At 39.8% G+C, this 15998-nt stretch carries 13 protein-coding genes; 9 read left to right on the forward strand and 4 right to left on the reverse strand.

Going from position 1 to position 15998, the window contains the following annotated elements:
- From ACSFVZ_RS02865 to ACSFVZ_RS02895, 7 genes are all read left to right on the forward strand, one after another.
- On the forward strand, window positions 1-1494 hold the full coding sequence (locus ACSFVZ_RS02865) for a DUF3413 domain-containing protein (protein ID WP_235382373.1): 1494 nt from the start codon (window positions 1-3) through the stop codon (window positions 1492-1494).
- A gap of 84 nt (window positions 1495-1578) precedes the next feature.
- Window positions 1579-2058: a DUF4124 domain-containing protein gene (locus ACSFVZ_RS02870; RefSeq protein ID WP_295510385.1), complete on the forward strand. Its 480-nt coding sequence runs from the start codon at window positions 1579-1581 to the stop codon at window positions 2056-2058.
- 91 nt (window positions 2059-2149) lie between these two features.
- Window positions 2150-3874, forward strand: coding sequence for a bifunctional isocitrate dehydrogenase kinase/phosphatase (aceK, locus tag ACSFVZ_RS02875; protein ID WP_435558052.1), 1725 nt, complete (start codon window positions 2150-2152; stop codon window positions 3872-3874).
- Between the two features lie 16 nt (window positions 3875-3890).
- Complete coding sequence (locus ACSFVZ_RS02880) at window positions 3891-4829, forward strand: LysR family transcriptional regulator (RefSeq protein ID WP_054554698.1); 939 nt, start codon at window positions 3891-3893, stop codon at window positions 4827-4829.
- Window positions 4830-5015: 186 nt separating this feature from the next.
- Window positions 5016-5459, forward strand: a complete 444-nt coding sequence (locus ACSFVZ_RS02885) for a ferritin-like domain-containing protein (RefSeq protein WP_435558053.1) — start codon at window positions 5016-5018, stop codon at window positions 5457-5459.
- A 560-nt stretch (window positions 5460-6019) separates the two neighbouring features.
- Window positions 6020-6826, forward strand: coding sequence for a hypothetical protein (locus ACSFVZ_RS02890; protein WP_435558054.1), 807 nt, complete (start codon window positions 6020-6022; stop codon window positions 6824-6826).
- A gap of 90 nt (window positions 6827-6916) precedes the next feature.
- The gene (locus ACSFVZ_RS02895) at window positions 6917-7810 is read left to right on the forward strand and encodes a DUF6236 family protein (RefSeq protein ID WP_435558055.1); all 894 of its coding nucleotides are present in this window, start codon (window positions 6917-6919) and stop codon (window positions 7808-7810) included.
- A gap of 146 nt (window positions 7811-7956) precedes the next feature.
- Here ACSFVZ_RS02895 and ACSFVZ_RS02900 read toward each other — a convergent pair whose 3' ends face one another.
- Window positions 7957-8934: a catalase family peroxidase gene (locus tag ACSFVZ_RS02900; RefSeq protein WP_435558056.1), complete on the reverse strand. Its 978-nt coding sequence runs from the start codon at window positions 8932-8934 to the stop codon at window positions 7957-7959.
- Window positions 8935-9222: 288 nt separating this feature from the next.
- On the opposite strand from ACSFVZ_RS02900, the gene ACSFVZ_RS02905 reads away from it, so the two are divergent.
- The gene (locus tag ACSFVZ_RS02905; protein WP_435558057.1) at window positions 9223-9621 is read left to right on the forward strand and encodes an ExbD/TolR family protein; all 399 of its coding nucleotides are present in this window, start codon (window positions 9223-9225) and stop codon (window positions 9619-9621) included.
- 59 nt (window positions 9622-9680) lie between these two features.
- On the opposite strand, the gene ACSFVZ_RS02910 is transcribed toward ACSFVZ_RS02905, so the two are convergent.
- The 3 genes from ACSFVZ_RS02910 to ACSFVZ_RS02920 all read right to left on the reverse strand — a co-directional run bounded on the left by ACSFVZ_RS02910 (window position 9681) and on the right by ACSFVZ_RS02920 (window position 14340).
- Complete coding sequence (locus ACSFVZ_RS02910; RefSeq protein WP_135926272.1) at window positions 9681-12497, reverse strand: TonB-dependent receptor plug domain-containing protein; 2817 nt, start codon at window positions 12495-12497, stop codon at window positions 9681-9683.
- 215 nt (window positions 12498-12712) lie between these two features.
- On the reverse strand, window positions 12713-13783 hold the full coding sequence (locus ACSFVZ_RS02915; RefSeq protein ID WP_435558058.1) for a FecR family protein: 1071 nt from the start codon (window positions 13781-13783) through the stop codon (window positions 12713-12715).
- Window positions 13780-14340 (reverse strand): RNA polymerase sigma factor, encoded by a 561-nt coding sequence (locus ACSFVZ_RS02920; protein WP_135924307.1) that lies wholly within the window; start codon window positions 14338-14340, stop codon window positions 13780-13782. The genes ACSFVZ_RS02915 and ACSFVZ_RS02920 overlap by 4 nt, the downstream gene beginning before the upstream one ends.
- A gap of 447 nt (window positions 14341-14787) precedes the next feature.
- On the opposite strand from ACSFVZ_RS02920, the gene ACSFVZ_RS02925 reads away from it, so the two are divergent.
- Entirely contained in the window at window positions 14788-15990 is a 1203-nt protein-coding gene (locus ACSFVZ_RS02925) for an efflux RND transporter periplasmic adaptor subunit (RefSeq protein WP_435558059.1), read from the forward strand.
- Window positions 15991-15998: the final 8 nt, after the last annotated feature.

A 15998-nucleotide genomic window follows, 5' to 3' on the forward strand; every position in this document is an offset into this window, starting at 1 on the left:
ATGAATTTATCGCAACAAAGTCAATTCTCATCAAAAGTAAGTCAGCTTCTAAGTTGGGGACATTGGTTCACCTTTGCAAACATAGGCTTAGTGCTATTTATTAGCGTAAGCTACTTAGTTGCAGACAGTGCGCCAACCACCTTTATGGGCTATTTATACATGCTCGTAACTTGGTTAAGCCACACCAGCTTTATTACTTTTATTGCCTTTGTTTTGACGATATTTCCATTAAGCTTAGTGTTTCCATACCCTCGGCATATCCGAGGGATGGCGGCTATTATCGCAACGCTTGGTGCTTCATTATTGACACTTGATGCCTATGTGTATTTCAACTTAGGTTATCACTTAAATACATCTGCACTACCCGAAATTGTGTCTCTGCTTTGGCACCGCTTAACAAGCTCACCTGCTCTTACCACAATTCTAGCGGGTGGTATTGTGCTATTAATTTTAGCGTTTCAGTTATTAGTAAGTAACTATACATGGCACCACTTAGCACGCTTAAAGCAATATAAATTTCCGCGTTATGCAACAAGCACGATTCTAGTGTGTTTTGCACTGAGCCATAGCATTCATATTTGGGCTGATGCCAACTTAAAGTTCGACATCACTAAACAAGATAATGTATTGCCATTGTCTTATCCAACAACGGCAAAAAGCTTATTAGCTAAAAATGATTTACTAGATATCGAAAGCTATAAAGAAGCGCATGATGTTAGATTAGACCCGCACAACATAGATTACTTAGCTCCTACTCCTCTTGCTGAATGTAAGGCTGACTCAAGTGCCACAATTGATATTTTGGTATTTGAAAACAATAACGCTCTTGAGCAATTTGTTAGCACTGAACCTGCACTACGTAAGACAGACTTATTCTTACAACCTATCGAAGCTGAAGACACGTTATTTAGTTTAGTGTACGGCCTACCAGCATTTTACAAAGCCCCGATTCTAGACAAACAGCAGCTCCCTGTTTGGCTTGCTGATAATCGCTCAATACAAATTAATGGTTTTGAACAATTCGAATTTATTAACAACGAAGATATAAATCCGGCTATTCGTCTTATTCGCGCGGACGAATCTACACGCCCACGTGAAGCAGCAAATGCCGTTTTTGCCTTTAGTTTAGCTAATAACAGCAATGGTATTGTCACTGCTTCACGCTTATACAGCTCAGACAAAAAAGTGGTGCAAACTGATGGTCTTATCCAACCAAGCGATATTATTGCCACAAGTGTTGGCCATTATTTCAGCTGTAATACGCTCGCAAAGCAAACTATGCTGGGAAGCAATCTATATAAACGCCATGATGATACCGGTGTTAACTACTCTCAAGATGTTTTCATTGCCTTTAAGAAAGACCGAATTACTCTGATTGACTCTGATGGTAATTTTAAAAATATTTCTGCTGCACAAGGTTTTGCGATTGAGCAAAGACTTGATGTCCCATTTTTGGTGCAAAGTATTAAAAAACTAAAACGTTATACTCCTTAGTGATTATTGATAAATCATTATTACGAGCTAGTTTTAAATATACCCACACAGAGCCCTATTACTGATTTAGGAGACATGGATGTCATGAAAACTATAATCACTTTTTCAATAATAGTTTGTTTGTTGACCTGCTCCCTTTCATCACTTGCTGCAACAACTGAATACTATAAGTGCGTCACAGACAGAGGCACCGTTTTTAGTGAATACCCCTGCGGTAACCGTGCAACCAAGCACAAAATCCACGTTACCGATCCCGACATTAAAGCACCTAATAATTATGTTAAAGAGCTGAATGAATTAGAGCGCCAGCAAATTATTAGAGATCTCGAAGCTGAGATCCGTAGTTATAAGTATCGTTTAGATATTTTGAGTCGCGATCGAGATAGAGCGCAATATCAACAAGAACAACGCTTAAATAGAAGGTTGTCAGATAAAAAAGCGAAAGAAATTAACAAAGACATAAATAAACAGCTTAAAGCAATTAATAAGCAATACGTGCGAGACGTGAAAAATATTAACAAAAAAATCGTAAACTTAGAGAAAAAACTCGCTCGATATAATTAAATACACTTTACTATTGGGTTTGAAGAATAAATAACATATTCTTAACACCTATAGAGTTATTGCTCTATGTTGGTATAAGTAAGGAGTTTATATGCAGCCACAACACATTGCAGAGTTAATTTTATCTGGGTTTCGCAATCACTATAAACTCTTTCAAGCAATTACTGCTAAAGCGCCACTCGCGTTTGCACAGCGTGATTGGCAAAAAATAAATGAAATAAGCAAACTCAGAATTAGCCATTACGATGATCGGGTTAACGAAACCATTGCCAAGCTCAAATCGCTTAATGAACAGCAAATTATTACCTTAGACCAAACCTGCTGGCTTGAAACCAAACAACTTTATCAGCAATTTTTGCGCTTTCACCCTCAAGCAGAACTCGCCGAAACCTTTTACAACTCAGTTTTTTGTCGTTTATTCCATCGCCGTTATTTTAATAATGACTTTATATTTGTAAAAGCAACGCTAGCAGATGCCCCAGCATTGCCAATGGAAGCCGAATATCGTAGTTACCACCCGGTTGTTGATGGTTTAAGACCTACTATTCGCAAAATTATTAACCAGTTTGATTTTAAAGCCCCCTTTGTTGATTTAGAACGCGATATTCGCTTGCTGGTAAAAGCCTTTTATAAACAAGCGCCCGATACACATCATCAAGCATGGCAAATGCGCTTTGATATACTGCAAGCCCCTTTTTACCGTAACAAAGCCGCTTATATTGTTGGCCGCGTGGTGTCAGAAAGTGGTGTACAGCCATTTATTATTGCTGTGTTGCATCATGAAGACAAAGGGCTATACCTCGACGCCCTACTTACTAAATCATCGCAAATGCGGGTTATCTTTGGTTTTGCGCGCGCATATTTTATGGTTGAAACCCATGCACTATCTGCGTTAGTGCGCTTTTTGAATCAGCTTATGCCTAATAAAACACTGGCAGAGCTGTACAACGCCATAGGTTTTCATAAACAAGGTAAGACCGAATTTTATCGTGAGTTTTTAAGTCATTTAGATCATTCAAATGACCAGCTCGTTATAGCCCCCGGTACACCAGGTATGGTAATGATGGTATTTACCCTGCCCTCGTTTGGCTATGTATTTAAAGTAATTAAAGACACCTTTGGTGAAAGCAAACCCTTTGGCCGCGATACCGTATTAAAACGCTACCAATTAGTAAAAAGTCATGACCGTGTTGGTCGCATGGCCGATACCATAGAGTATTCGAACGTCGTATTTCCACTAGCCCGATTTGATAGTAAATTACTTGAAGAGTTACATAAAACCATTGGTTCTTCGATGATTATTGAAGGCGAATGGCTAATCATCAAGCATTTATATATTGAAAGACGGATGACACCGTTAAATCTTTATCTTGAAAATGCCAGTGAGCAACAAGCTTTTGAGGCAATAGAAGAATATGGCCAAGCTTTAAAAGAAATGATCGCCGTTAATATTTTCCCAGGCGACATGCTGTTGAAAAACTTTGGGGTGAGTAAACATAATCGCGTTATTTTTTATGACTACGATGAAGTTCAGTATCTAACCGATATGAATTTTCGTGCTTTGCCTAAAGCCAAAACGTACGATGATTACCTAACTAATGAGCAAAGCTACTCTGTAGCACCACAAGATGTGTTTCCAGAGCAATTATGTACCTTTGTGACAGCAAACCCGGTGTATAAGCAATACTTATTGAGTACACACCCAGAGCTTGAAGATCCAGCCTATTGGCGACAAGCACAATACAACTTTAAGCAAGGTGTAGTAAGCCATATTTACCCATACCCTGCTGCACAACGATTTATCCATTATTGGTAAACACCAAGGACACAGAATGAATATTAGTAAAATAGATTTAAACTTACTTGTTTACCTAGATACTCTTCTCAGGGAATGTAATGTAACCAAAGCAGCTAACCAGCTTAGCATTACCCAGCCAGCAATGAGTAATGGCTTAAAACGCTTACGTAATTTATTTAACGACCCTATTTTGGTGCGTACCAGTGAGGGTATGGTACCGACAGAGCGTGCAAAAGAGTTACAGCCAGTGATCCGCGGCATATTAATGACCCTTGAAGAAACACTTGCACCAAACCGCGAGTTTGAGGCATCACAAAGTAAACGTGTTTTTCGCATCATGGCCAGTGACTATGCAGCAAGTACACTTGCCCCACGCTTGTTAAGTAAATTACACGAAGAAGCCCCTGATACCACACTCGATATTTTGACCCCAAGTGATGTAACCTTCCACGATGTTGAAAACGGTAAGGTAGATATGGCTATCAACCGCTTTGAAAACTTACCGCAATCGTTTCACTATAAGCAAATTTGGAAAGACAGCTTTTGTTGCCTAGTAAAAGCAGATAACCCGATTATTAAAGACTTCAGCCTCGACAGCTATTTAAAAGCGCGTCATATCTGGGTAAGTAAAACAGGCTTTGGTGTAGGCGTTGGTATGGATCCGAAAGATGTGCAAAAGCTAGGTTGGGTCGATGAGGCGCTCGCTCACTTTGGTAAACACCGTAATATTGCCACCTTTACCCGTAACTACCACGTTGCCATTCACTTAGCGAAAGAACAAAACTTGGTTGCAACCTTACCATCAAAAGCAGCAAATATTTATTTAGACGATCCGGGCCTTAAAATTCTTGAGCCGCCATTCCCTATTCCGCCATTTGAGCTCGATATGATTTGGAGCCCGCTATTACACCGTGATGCAAGCCATATTTGGTTACGCCAAAAGGTTGCAGAAGTGGCCGACGAGCTTAAGTAAGATTTTACCCACCAAATTGTAATTATTGCTGATAAGCCAAGTATTAGCTTATCTTATCAGCAGTACCCCTCCTATTAAAAACCAACAACCACCTGAAATAAATCAACTTTATATTTAAGTAATGAACTGGAATATGCTTTGCAAGTAACTCATTGCATTGTTTTTAATATTCAAAAAGAGGTCATTATGAATACTCATCAAGGACAAGACGTTCATCATATTGCAGATATCATCCAAGTTATGAATAGCGGTATCGATTTTTATGAAAAAGCACAGGAAAAAGTAACCGACCCAAGCATAATTGCCTTATTTCAACGCATGATAGATGCGCGTAAAGTAAGTGTTGAGCGCTTACAACCTTATGCTATTAACGAAAATTGCGAGCGCGAAAATGGCTCTGACTTTGCTGTAGAAGCACGTAAAGCCTATACATCACTAATTACTAAACTAGGTGCCGACAAAAACGCCACCTATGTTAGCGAACTTGAAGAAGTTGAAGATAAAACACTAGCCGAAATCAAACATGCGCTTAAAAAGCCACAACCCCATGATTGTGAAGCCGCGTTATCAAAAACCCTGCTGACAATTCAAAGTTGTCATGCTGAAATGAGTAAAATGAAAAAGCATTAAATTGTGAGAGTGCAAAGCCCAGTTAAGCTGGGCTTTTATCTGTTTAGATATGCTGCTTATTATTTATCAAAATATAACTTCTTTGTTGTAGCTTCATTTGACATACAACTAGGAACTAATCCGCCATTCGTGTCAAAATTCGGCTAAGGTCCAATAGCTGACATCAGCATAACTCGTTATTGCCCCAAAACAAGTTAGGGTAAACCCACTAATGGCTGCTTTTAGAGAAGCAGCCATTCAAAGTGTTAATGAATAAATAATCAATTCTCGTTATGTAATATAATTGACTTCTCGTTAAAACTTTCATAAAAATTTAAGTTGCTAATTTTAAAGCTATTTTTTATGCGTGTTCTCGAAATGTAATTTTCCCCATTCTCGAATAAGTACATTCTCGGTTATATAGGAGTCTAAACAATTGTAATTCCTTTAGGCTATGTGTAAGTTATTAATAATTAGATTAATAAAAATCGTATTTTGATAATTCTGGAAATTGACACATTAAGTGTTAACGGGAATTCTCGGTAATACGCTGTTAGCCATACAAATTGAGTTTCGTGCAAATGGAAAAGATTTCAGATAAATGCATTAAAGATTTTCTTGAAACTGCACCTCTATATTCGTGGAAGGAGTTCAATAAGCCCGATATAAATAGGAGCAATCTCTGGATCAAGGAAATCGATTCGTTTTGTGAGACGTGCAATCAATGGAGGCCGTTTCAAGACATGAGACCAAGAGGTGGTGGCGCTGGTATGGCGATACAATCACTTACTACGGGGACGTCATACTTTCAATTCTCATGTGCTTCTTGCTGTGGTAATCAGCATGAATATCTAGTTGAACAAATTGTTACTGATGAAACAATAAAAATTCAGAAATATGGTGAACGCCCTAGGAAAAAGCTAGAGAGAGATCCACTTCTTCAAAATTTCTTCTCTCATGACTCTGAATGCTACGAAAAAGCTGTTGTGTGTATTTCTAATGGCTATGGAATAGCTGCTTTCGCATATATGAGACGAATTATCGAAAGAAATATACACGAGTTGCTTAGCCTAATTCAGGAAGATGTTGAAGGCTCTGAAAGAGAAATCCCAGTTTTAGCTAAATTGGCCGAGCTTAGAGCTGAATCTCCGATGAGCGATAAGATAAGTATCGCTAATCATGCACTACCTGACTACCTCATTCCCTCAGGACTTAATCCGCTAGGTCGACTGTACAAAGTTCTTAGTGAGGGCGTTCACAGTTACGATGATGGGGAGTGTCTAGAGAGAGCTAAAGCTATCCAAGCTTGCATTAAATATCTAATCAGCGAGCTTGCTGCAAGAAAGAAAAACAGGGAGTCTTTTAAGAACCTGATAGGAGGCCTGTAGTAGCTAACAAGGCGCTGCTAGGGATAAATTACTCGCTGGCGCTCCAAAATTTCCGCAGAGCGCGGCGTTATAAGCAATGAGGAGCATCGTGTGGAAAAAGGAATTATTTTAGCACCAAAAGTCACCCCCGGAAGGGGGAATGGGCATCATGGGACGATTCACGAAAAAATGGATCTTAATGATTTAAGATTCGCATTACTTTTCTGGGACAAATTTGACGTCACCTGTTACGAACAATTTTCATACCGAAGTTCTCCTGGCTGGCCAAATCCAAATCAAGAGCTAGACCTGTTGATAAAAGAAGGCTTAGCTTTTGTAGATGAAAGTGATATTGATTTAAACAAGGTAACTACAGAACCTTTATATATTCAAGATGTTATAGCCTTAAAACCATATGCTGTCCTTCAAAAATATCTAGAAAAGAATGATACAGACTGGAGTTTCTTTCAAACTAGTGGCGGGCTATATACTCCAGATAAGTGTGCGACCCAACAAGATACAATAGAATTTCAACTCATGAATATGTTGCCTGTACCTAGAATGGATGTACCTATTTGCGAGGTTTTAGAATTTAAGCAGAAAAGAGCCGATGAGCTTAATGAGCTACGAAATACAATATATGAATTAGTAAGTCGTGTATGTAATGCTGAACAAACAGAAAAAGAAGCGACACGTGTTAAGGACAAACTTGCGTTTGATCTAGAATCGTACAATAAGGTAATTACCGAGTTTAATTCTCGAACTGTGTTAAAGGGTTTAAATCAGATTGTCACTAACCCTATCAATGCATACCCCGGTGCTGTTTCAGCAATAGCCACAATTTTGGGGCAAATACCAAATGAAGTTAGTGCAAGTTTTGGCATTGCTGCTTTAAGTGCTAGTGCAGTTAACTTTGCGTCAAAGAAACAAAATGTTTACAGCAAATTACCTAACCATTTATACAAGTATGCGTATTTAGCTCATGCAAGTGACGATTTGATGTAGATTTCTTATAAGAAACGCATCAAGGCGGAACCAAATAAATACTCTAACTCACTTTTGTCCAAAAACGAGTTTATCTTGCAGTCAGCTTCTCACTCACCTGTCAGGTTTATTAATTCCTTTTAATCAAACCTGACAGATACTTAGATTTATTGCCCCGTTAAACGCTTTGCAAATGAAATAGCATAAGCTGTTGAGCGTAATTTAAGTACTTTGTCATCGCTTGGCATAAAGCCTTTAGACAACAGGTTTGGGTCATAATTAGTAAGGTCACAGCCTGATTCACCTGTCGATTCTATGGTGAGCTTTCCTAATTCAATTGTTTTGCGATCAGCGGGCCAACGAACTGAAGGGTCAGTTAACACATCACCCTGCTCGGCTAACTCTGCTTGAAAACGATAATGCACCTTCCCTTTCGCTAAATCCTCTTCAAGTCGCTTAGCCAAAAATGATTTAGGGAAGGTTTTCATTTGCTCTTCAGTTAGCACCTGCTCTGGCTCTTCTGGCACCATGGTCCACCTAAAGGCATGCTTAGCGCCCTTTTCATCAACCATGTAAAAGGTATGCACACCAAAATAACGCGAAGACACATACGATGCTGGCGGGTTATGGCTTTGTAGCCAATTAAATTGTCCTAAAGTACTCGGGTTTTGTTCTCTGTATGCTTTTACTTTTGCAAAATCGATTTGACCTGTTTTTTCGTCAGGTACTAAGGTACTTAGCAAACCAAAAAATGCTTCTGGGCTGTTCCCTGCAAATACTGGCGTAGTAAGCCCTGCAATATTATGCACATCACCATTTTCTAGCACAAACTGCACCCCCATTCCACGCGGCGAGCGTGATGTTTCATCAGCATGAGGGTTACCACCGCCCATAGAAAAACGAATATTTGCTTTTGACGGTGCGTTAAATAAAGGGCTGATTGAATACTGTTTTACTGCTTGATTAGGTGTAAATGTGCCAACAGCGCACACCCCTTTGGCGTGACCTTTTCTGATACCGGGCTGCTTACCTGACAGCTTCTCAAATAAATTTATGAAATCTTGCCCGTTTACTGGCTCCTCAGCAAAACTTGCTGTTGGTAATACAAGGCACATAGCACAAACTAAAGACTTAATTTTTAGCATTTATCCATCCTTTAAACTTAGTTCCAACAAAAATGACCAGACTAACCTCAAAATGATTTCATCAAAGTTAATAAATATTTTTACCAACAAAAGCGCTACAAATATTTAATAAACTTAGAATATTTATTTAACTACAGTATTTTTAAAAGCTGCTAACTTTAAATTTAGGATCCTAAAAACTGCTGTGGCGCCCAGCATTTTAAAAATAATCCGTGTTCTTAACACGCCTATGGCTAGTCACTTAATGGTAAATTTTGTGGCTTGGTCAAAAACAACAAGGATCTAATTATGGTGAAACAACATAAAAAAACCACTGCAAACGCTGATGTAGATATGACTCCTATGCTCGATATTGTGTTTATCTTGTTGATATTTTTTATTGTCACAACCTCGTTTGTTAAAGAGCGCGCTATTGAATTGAATCGCCCTTTAGCAAAACCAAGCCTTGAAAACCCTAAAAAACAAGCGCAATTTACTATTACTGAAAACGACAGTATTTACTTTGCAAACCGGCTTATCACACCAGAGCAGATAATCGCTAACCTTGCGTTATTTGCCGCACAGTTTGAAATGACCAATGTGCAAGTAACGGCAAGTGAGCAAAGCAGCCACAAAACCTTGGTCACCTTGCTTGATAAAATAAAACAATATCAAGATGTGCCAATTTCTATAAGTACGTCTTTATAACTAAAAAAGGGCCAAATGGCCCTTTGCAAAGTTAAATAATAAAAGAATCTAAAGGGAGTTTAGAACTTGTACTCTGCACCTACGTAATAGTACGCACCGTTAAAACCAAATGGTGCTGAACGACGTGAGTAAGTGAACACACCAGGGCTTGAAACAATTGTGTTGCCGCTTGCATCAACAATCGTACCCGAGCGTGAATTACCAATGGTGTTCTTATCTGGGTAAACATCAAATAAGTTATTTGCACCAATGTTAAATGACAGATTTTCGTTAAAGAAGTAGTTAACTTTTACATCAGTTAAGATTTCAGCGCCGTATGTTTGACGACCACCGTCTTCAACTGTGTACTCGCCGTAACGGTTTAGTGATAGGTTTACAGTCCAATCTTCTAAACGGTAAAGCGCACTTAAGTTAATGCGATCTTCTGGTTGCCATTCTTCAATAATTGATGTTTCTTGCGCAGAAAACACATCTTCTACCGGAATAGTCTCAAGGCCACTGCCTGATGGCGTAAATAAATCAACCACATCTGTTTTAGTGAAGTTAGCAGCAAAGGTGAAATCAAGCGTACCGCCAAGGCCTTCTGTGTTCCATGTAGCAACTAAATCAACACCTTCTGTTTCTGTGTCTGCACCATTTAAGAAGAACTGACCCGCACCTGCGCCTGAGCTTTCAAGTGCAGCATCTAGCGTATCTGATAAACCTTTACCTAAACGGTTAGAAATAACGATACGGTCGTCGATATCAATCGAGTAGTAGTCAATGGTTAAATTGATATTGTCGGTAACGTTATACACAATACCTAAACTACGGTTTTGTGATTTCTCTTCTTTTAGCTTAGGAATACCAATTGATTGCGCTAAGGTACTGTCGTTTCTGAACGTACCTACTTGCTCAGCGACTAGGCTGCCATCATCACCCACAACAAACTGTGTACTTACGTTGTTAAAGTAAAGTTGTTGCATTGAAGGCGCTCTAAAACCTGTGCTTAGTGCACCACGTAAAGACACATCTTCAGTAATTGACCAGTTACCCGCTAGCTTAAAGTTAACTGTATCGCCAAAGCCTTTGTAGTTATCGTAACGTACCGCACCTGAGATGATGACATCATCGATTACATAGGTTTCTGCATCCATGTAGAATGAGATCACATCGCGCGACTCATCAACTGATGATGCCGGATCTGAGCCACCAAAACCTTGCGTACCACTTGCTGCATCAACACTACCAACACCGCCATTTAGGCCTGAGTAAATGCTAACGCCATCAACTGTGTCGTAATCACGGTACGCGTATTCACTACCTTCAAGAATACGGAACTCATCGGTACGTAGCTCAGCACCCAATGCTAATGAAAAATTATCATAGTCTTTAGTGTAATCAAGGTTGAGTGTTTGAAGCGATAATTCAAGGCCATATGCATACGCTGAACGCGGGATAGTGGCACGAATTTCATCAGCGCTTAAACCTTGGTTATAACGAAGGTAGTTTGCGTATGAACCATTGATAGTGTCGCTTGTTGTGTAATCAATGCTGTTTTCACCGTAGGTGTACGATAAATCAATGCTTGAATCATTATCAAACGACTTTTTAAAGCCCACGTTGTAAGACACATCATCAATGATGGTATTAATCTTAGGTAAGAAACCCATAGGAATGGTTGCATCACCATCTTGTAATACTGGGTTACCATTTGCATTTGCGTTATGACGGAAAAACGCTGCTGATTCATTTTCACGATTTGAATAGGTGATAAAGCCATATAATTCACCACCAGCTAATTCGTAGCCAGTATTAATCGTTAAAGCAAATTGCTGTGAATCTGCATCACCGATTCTAAATGTATCACGAGGTGCTGTTAACTCACGCGGATCGCCAGCTAATAGCGTACCGTCATCAAGTTCTGTACAGCCGTAAAATTGACAAGAACCATGAAGGCCTGCACGGTTAGTTGGCGCACGGTCACGGTAATTAATTGTGGTGTTAAGATAACCTTCATCACCTAAAGCAAAACCTTTGTTGAAATCAACAGTAACCGTTTCACCATCGCCTTCTGAATACTCACCGTAGTTGATAGCGGCTTTACCGCCTTCTTCGGCGTCTTTTAATACGATATTGATAACACCTGCAATCGCATCTGAACCATATTGTGCAGCAGCACCATCACGTAATACTTCGATACGTTTGATTGCAGCAGCAGGGATAGCGTTCATGTCAGTACCAGCCGTACCACGACCTACTGACGTATTAATGTGGATAAGGCTCGCTTGATGGCGGCGTTTACCGTTGATAAGCACTAAGGTTTGATCTGGTCCTAAGCCACGCAATGTTGCTGGGCGAAGTGCATCTGTACCATCACTGATAGACGAGCTTGAAAAGTTAAACGATGGAGCGATTGCTTGAAGCATACGGCCTACTTCTGTTTGGCCTGTATTCTCTAGTGCTTCGGCACTTAAAATATCAACCGGAACCGGTAAATCTTCAACCGAGCGTCCTGCTACACGGCTACCGACAACGGCAATTTTTTCGATGTTTTGTTCTGCTGCTTGATCTTCTGCTAATGCTTGCGTATTGGCGGCTAGCAGTAATGGCACGACTGCAGCGCTGACCCCTGATACTTTGATCATGTTGTTATCTTTCCTATCTACTTGTTTGAGTTTTATCCTCAGCAAGCCTTGTTGATCAACAACCGCATCAAGCTCAGTACCTTCTAGCATCGCATTCAGTGCATCGAGTTTAGTGTAAAAACCAAATAACGATTGTGCCTGATATTGCTTCGCTAATTCGAAAGAAAAAATGACTGTTTGTTCGGTTTGCTTTGCAAATTCGATTAAAGCCAAATCAGCTCGTTGCGCTTTGATGTCAAATTGCAGCATTTGTTTTTCAGCTGCAATTGCTGTTTGGCCGACGGTAAGGCCATAAACAACAAATGAGGCTGGTAACAACTGCAATTGCTTACTGTGCAACTTAAACAAACAGGTGAGGGAAAAAAATCCACTATGTAAATTTAACTTTTTTTTAATTAATTTTTTGTGACGAGAAAGTGGCGCACAATTAACATCATAATATTGGCGTATTCTCATAGGCAGAACTAACCTTTTGCAGCGAACGTTAAGCTAACACGATGCTCACCCAAACGTTGATGATTAACTGACAAATTTGCCTGTAGTGAATCAAGTAGGCCTTTAATATCGCCAGCTTTAAACACACCAGCTACCTTCAAAGATGCAAGTTCAGGATCGCTAAGCTCAAATCTCGTTGCTGTATAACGACTAACTTCTTGAAGTGCCTCGCTTAATGGTTCACCACTAAAGATCAGCATTCCATGTTGCCATGCAAGATCGCGTTGCACATCATCTGCTGAAAGCTGCTTAATTGGCTCAGTTTTACTGTGTTTAATCAGCGCTTTTTCACCAGATATAACAACATTCGCTTTTAGTTTTTTTATGTCAGAGCTGTTATCTGAAGCACTTTTTAATCTGTCAAAGTCACTTGCATCAACATGAGTATTTGGATCGGCAATCATTACTTTGCCTTCAGTGACCACTAATTCTAAGTCTGATGCAGTATTTCGCTGAACATTAAACACTGTACCAAGTGCAGTAAAAGATTTATCACCCGCGATCACTGTAAATGGACGGCTTGCATCTTTAGCAACGTTAAAACGCCCTTCGCCACGGTTTAAAATTAACTGGCGACGAGTTCCTGTATAAGTCACTTCAAGTTTTGTATTGGTATTAAGTTGTACAATCGTGCTATCTGGCAAGACGAATGTAGCTTGCTCACCCACTTTTGTCCGGTAAATCTTATTAAACTTCGCGTAATCGTTCTCTTCACTTTGCCAATAACTAGAATAAATCAACATAATGCAACCAAACAGCATCACAATTAGAAAGCTTGCGGCTGTTGCCATGCCAAATACTGCGGGCTGTTTTTGTGGTGCTTTGTAAGGAAACAGGCTACTTAGCTCGTTAAGTACACTCATTTCATCCCACAAGGTTGCAAGCTCAAAAAGTGCTTCTTGGTGAGCAGCACTTTGATGGGCCCACATATGTAATTGGCTTACTTCATCTTTTGATAAACCACGGTCAATGGCGCTTATCCACTGACTCGCCTGCTCTTGAATCATTTCTTTTGATGAAAACGGGTGAACATTACTCATTTGTTCACCTCTTTTGCAGCGAACTCTGTGGTTGTAGGGTGACTGTGGGTTTGAACGTCGTGAGATTTCATTGCTCGGTGAACATGTAGTAAGCCTTTGGCTATGTGTTTTTCAACAGTGCTTTCGCTGAGTTCCATTTTAGCAGCAATTTCCTTTTGGCTTAGGCCGTAGACTTTCTTTAAAATAAAGCATTTTTTTACTTGTGGACTTAGTTCGTTAGTTACTCGGCAAAAAAACAAAAAGCGTTCTTTTGAGGTCACCTCATCTTCTAAGGCCATTGAGCGCATTTGATGCTCAACTTGTTGTTGTTCATCTAACGACTCTTTATATTTATTATCCCATTTAGCAATATGGTTTAGTGCTAAATGTTTTGCCGTTTTCAGCATATAACTATGAGTGTACTCGATATTTTGTCTAAGATCGGCCTCATAACTTTTGATAAAGGTCTCTTGCACAATATCTTCTACATCATCAGGGCTGACGATACGTGATACAAAGCGCCTAAGCTTGCTCGATATCTCAGTAAAAGCGGTGATCACACCTGTTCTATCTGTCATCCTTAACTCACATTTATTATATTTTTATTGCTTTAGGGTACGAGATTTCAGTTTAATTACAAGCCATTTGTTAAAATTTTGTGCCTCACGTTAATACACCCAAATAAAATCATATTTATACCTTACATTTATTTAAGGCAAGCTGCTGATTTGAGTACATTTGTATAACCAACTTATCATCACAGTAAATCTAATAAACAATGACTAACAAAGCCTCAAAAGTAGATAAATATGATTTCTACTGGTTTACTTTGCTAACTCGTTTTAATAATCCTCATTAAAGTAGTTTTTTGTATCGATATAATCCGAGCAAAAGTAAACTAAAGGGTGTACCTTTTGCTATTTTGGGTATAAACTAAGCGAACTTTAAAATTGCATAGGACTGCCTTTGAGTTTTGGATGGCATTTCTTTGCTTACTTGCTTAACAATTGGACTGTGGAGTAAACATGCGTCTGCCTTTCGCACCTGCCAAATTATCTTTATCTGCTTTATTATTGGTTACTGCACCTATACTTTTATCTGCTTGCTCTAAAGCACCGGAGCAGCAAGGTCAAATGCACCCAGCTGCGGTTGCCACAATGACCATGAAAACTGAAGATGTGCCTTTTACTATCGAGCTGCCTGCAACGTTATCTGGTTCAAAAGAAGTCGAAGTTCGTGCTCGCGTTACCGGTATTCTTGAGTCACGTAACTTTGAAGAGGGCCAACGTGTAGAGCAAGGCCAGTCATTATTCACTATTGACCTTGAACCTTATCAACTTGCGGTTGACCGTGCTCAAGCAGCACTTGATGGCGCAAAAGCAGCTTTAATTCAGGCAGAACGTGATGTAAAACGTTTAGCAAAGCTACGTGCCGAGAAATCTGTTTCGCAACGTGACTACGATAACGCAAGTTCAGTCAATGATATTGCAAAAACAGATTTAGCTGCCGCTAAAGTAGCTTTGAAAGAAGCACAACTTAATCTTGAATATGCGCAAGTTAAAGCCCCTGTCGCAGGTGTAATGGGTCGTGAGTTTGTTTCTGAAGGCACTTATGTTTCTGGCCCAGATTTATTATTAACGCAAATGACTCAGTTTGATCCGATTCGCATTCGTTTTGGCTTATCTGAGCGTGAACAATTACAAATGCGTCAAGATGTTAAAAATGGCTCACTCACTTTACCTGAGCAAGGCCACTGGCAAACACAAATCAAATTACAAGACGGTTCTTTATACAGCAAAACCGGTGAAGTTAATTTCTCTGATGTCCGTATTAACCCGAACACAGGTACCAGTGAGTTTCAGGCAATTATCCCTAACCCTGATTTCCAACTTCGCCCGGGGCAATTCGTTCGCGTTGAGTTAAGTGGTGCAGTTCGCAAAAACGCTTTCATCGTGCCACAACGAGCCGTGCTTGATAACGGCACCGGTAAGTTTATATATGTAGTTAGCAAAAACGAGCAAGGTATGGATGTTGCGTTACCTGCCCCTGTCACTGTAGGTGAATGGATCAAAAAACCAGAAAACGAGCAATACCAAAATTTTTGGTTGATTCGCAGTGGGTTAAAAGAAGGCGACCAAGTTATTGTTGATGGCATGGCACGTATTTTCTTCCCGGGTATGCCTGTCAATGTTGGCAAACCAACCACTAACTCAAGCCACGCAGAATAAGCACAGGG

The sequence above is a fragment of the Pseudoalteromonas nanhaiensis genome (assembly GCF_051235485.1).
Taxonomy (GTDB): Bacteria; Pseudomonadota; Gammaproteobacteria; order Enterobacterales; family Alteromonadaceae; genus Pseudoalteromonas; species Pseudoalteromonas lipolytica_C.

Coding starts and splice junctions, on each gene's coding strand:
- ACSFVZ_RS02865 (WP_235382373.1), top strand. CDS start 1: ATGAATTTATCGCAACAAAGTCAATTCTCATCAAAAGTAAGTCAGCTT.
- ACSFVZ_RS02870 (WP_295510385.1), top strand. CDS start 1,579: ATGAAAACTATAATCACTTTTTCAATAATAGTTTGTTTGTTGACCTGC.
- aceK (WP_435558052.1), top strand. CDS start 2,150: ATGCAGCCACAACACATTGCAGAGTTAATTTTATCTGGGTTTCGCAAT.
- ACSFVZ_RS02880 (WP_054554698.1), top strand. CDS start 3,891: ATGAATATTAGTAAAATAGATTTAAACTTACTTGTTTACCTAGATACT.
- ACSFVZ_RS02885 (WP_435558053.1), top strand. CDS start 5,016: ATGAATACTCATCAAGGACAAGACGTTCATCATATTGCAGATATCATC.
- ACSFVZ_RS02890 (WP_435558054.1), top strand. CDS start 6,020: ATGGAAAAGATTTCAGATAAATGCATTAAAGATTTTCTTGAAACTGCA.
- ACSFVZ_RS02900 (WP_435558056.1), bottom strand. CDS start 8,934: ATGCTAAAAATTAAGTCTTTAGTTTGTGCTATGTGCCTTGTATTACCA.
- ACSFVZ_RS02905 (WP_435558057.1), top strand. CDS start 9,223: ATGGTGAAACAACATAAAAAAACCACTGCAAACGCTGATGTAGATATG.
- ACSFVZ_RS02910 (WP_135926272.1), bottom strand. CDS start 12,497: ATGCTGCAATTTGACATCAAAGCGCAACGAGCTGATTTGGCTTTAATC.
- ACSFVZ_RS02915 (WP_435558058.1), bottom strand. CDS start 13,783: ATGAGTAATGTTCACCCGTTTTCATCAAAAGAAATGATTCAAGAGCAG.
- ACSFVZ_RS02920 (WP_135924307.1), bottom strand. CDS start 14,340: ATGACAGATAGAACAGGTGTGATCACCGCTTTTACTGAGATATCGAGC.
- ACSFVZ_RS02925 (WP_435558059.1), top strand. CDS start 14,788: ATGCGTCTGCCTTTCGCACCTGCCAAATTATCTTTATCTGCTTTATTA.